The 2,601-nt window shown below is 52.9% G+C and carries 2 pseudogenes; both read right to left on the reverse strand.

The window, feature by feature from the left end:
• Nucleotides 1-1,946 (reverse strand): annotated as a pseudogene (carB, locus tag STRDD11_RS11865) (carbamoyl-phosphate synthase large subunit); the annotation flags it as partial.
• Nucleotides 1,947-2,164: 218 nt separating this feature from the next.
• A pseudogene (locus STRDD11_RS11870) lies at nt 2,165-2,601 on the reverse strand (carbamoyl phosphate synthase small subunit); the annotation flags it as partial.

Consider the following 2,601-nt stretch of genomic DNA (forward strand, 5'->3'; position numbering starts at 1 on the left):
GGCTTTTGAAAGAGGCTCCGCCAGATTGATGGCTGTCTGGCCGCCAAACTGGACAATCACCCCCTTGGGCTGCTCCAAATCAATGACATTCATGACATCTTCAAAGGTCAGCGGCTCAAAATAAAGCTTGTCTGAAACGGAAAAGTCAGTCGAAACAGTCTCTGGATTGCTGTTCATGATAATTGCTTCGTAGCCGGCCGCCTGAATAGCCTTGACTGAGTGGACAGTCGCATAGTCAAACTCCACTCCCTGACCGATGCGGATCGGGCCGGAACCCAGCACCAGTACAGATTCCTTGCTGGATTTGACCGATTCATTTTCAAAGCCGTAGGTCGAGTAGAAATAAGGTGTAGCAGATTCAAATTCGGCTGCACAGGTGTCGACCATCTTGTAGACCGGCACCAGCTGCTGTTCCAAGCGGATCTGGCGAACCTGAGCAGCCGCCATCCCCCATAAATCTCCAATCTTAGCGTCAGAAAAGCCATTTTGCTTGGCCTTCTTCAGCACGGAGCTGTCTCCGACATGACCGGTCAGCTCCTGCTCGATTTCGTAAATGTGCAGCAGCTTGTCCAAAAAGAAAACGTCAATCTTGGTCAGCTCGGCCAGTTCATCCGGATTGTAGCCCCGGCGGATAGCCTCCGACAGATAGAAGAGCCGATCGTCCTGTGCTTTGACAATTTTTTCATCACATCATCATCCGCCAGCTGGCTGAGTTCCGGCAGCTCATTATGCTCGGCACCGATTTCCAGAGAGCGGCAGGCCTTGAGCAGACTTTCTTCGATATTGCGGCCGATGGCCATGACCTCCCCAGTGGCCTTCATCTGGGTGCCCAGACGGCGCTCGCCCTGCTCGAACTTATCAAAAGGAAAGCGCGGAATCTTGGCCACTACATAGTCCAGAGCCGGCTCAAACATGGCATAGGTTGAGCCGGTGACTGGGTTGATGACCTCATCCAAGGTCAAACCGACTGCAATCTTGGCAGCCAATTTGGCAATGGGATAGCCCGTCGCTTTGGAGGCCAGAGCAGATGAGCGCGACACCCGCGGATTGACCTCAATGACATAGTACTTAAAACTATGCGGGTCCAGCGCCAGCTGGACATTGCAGCCGCCCTCTATTTTCAGAGCCCGGATAATCTTCAGGCTGGCATCCCGCAGCATCTGATACTCATAGTCGGAAATGGTCTGACTGGGGGCAAAGACGATCGAGTCTCCTGTGTGGATGCCGACGGGATCAAAATTTTCCATATTGCAGACCACCAGGGCATTGTCGGCGCCATCCCGCATGACTTCGTATTCGATTTCCTTAAATCCGGCGATAGAACGCTCAATCAGACACTGGGTCACCGGAGACAGCTTGAGCCCATTCTCGGCAATTTCCTGCAGTTCTTCCTCATTGCTGCAGATACCGCCGCCGGTGCCGCCCAAGGTAAAGGCCGGACGGACAATGACTGGATAGCCAATCGATCCGGCAAATTCCAGCGCTTCTTGGACCGTATTGACAATCTCTGACTCAGGGATGGGCTGGTCCAGCTCCTCCATGAGCTGCTTGAAGAGATCGCGGTCTTCTGCCTGATCAATGGCGGACAGTTTAGTCCCCAAGAGTTCTACTCCCAGCTCCTCCAAGAGACCGGATTTGGACAGTTCCATGGCCATATTAAGCCCAGTCTGACCGCCCAGAGTCGGCAGGAGAGCATCCGGCCGCTCCTTGCGCAAAATACGGGTCACAAACTCCAGCGTAATCGGCTCGATGTAAACCCGATCCGCAATCTCCTTGTCGGTCATGATTGTCGCTGGATTTGAGTTGACCAAGACAACGCTATAGCCCTCTTCCTTCAGGGACAGACAGGCCTGAGTTCCTGCATAGTCAAACTCGGCTGCCTGCCCAATCACAATTGGTCCGGAACCAATCACCATAATCTTCTGAATATCTGTACGTTTTGGCATGTTTCGTATGATACAAAGCCCGTCAAGGACAGAGTGACAGTTGGAAACCCGGCGCAGACACGTTCAGCGTCTAGGCTCCGTTTCTTTTTTCACACCGTCTGAGGGCGTGCTCACTTCCGCGAACCTGTATCGTCTCCTTCCTATTCGGCAACTCTCTGATTGCCATTAAATAAAGTCTCTGACGATTTTTCGTTGAAAATCTCGTGCAGGGAGCTCAGCTATTCCCCCATCATCTCCATAAACTCATCAAAGAGATAGTCCGCATCATGCGGCCCCGGCGCAGCGTCTGGGTGAAACTGCACAGAAAAGGCGGGATAATAGCGGTGGCGGACACCCTCGATTGATTTGTCATTAATTTCCTCGTGGGTGACAATCAAGCTCTCCGGCAAGTCCTCGCGGCTGACAGCATAGCCGTGATTTTGACTGGTAAAGTCAATCCTGCCGGTCGCAATTTCGCGCACTGCGTGGTTAAAGCCCCGATGGCCGAATTTCATCTTATGGGTCTTGGCACCGTTGGCCATAGAAAAGAGCTGATGCCCCATACAGATGCCAAAGATGGGAATCCTGCCCTGAATGCCGCGAATCATCTCCAGAGCTTCCGGTATGTCTTCCGGATTGCCCGGACCATTGGACAGCATGACACCGTCCGGATTGA

It is taken from the genome of Streptococcus sp. DD11, from assembly GCF_001578865.1.
Taxonomy (GTDB): domain Bacteria; phylum Bacillota; class Bacilli; order Lactobacillales; family Streptococcaceae; genus Streptococcus; species Streptococcus panodentis.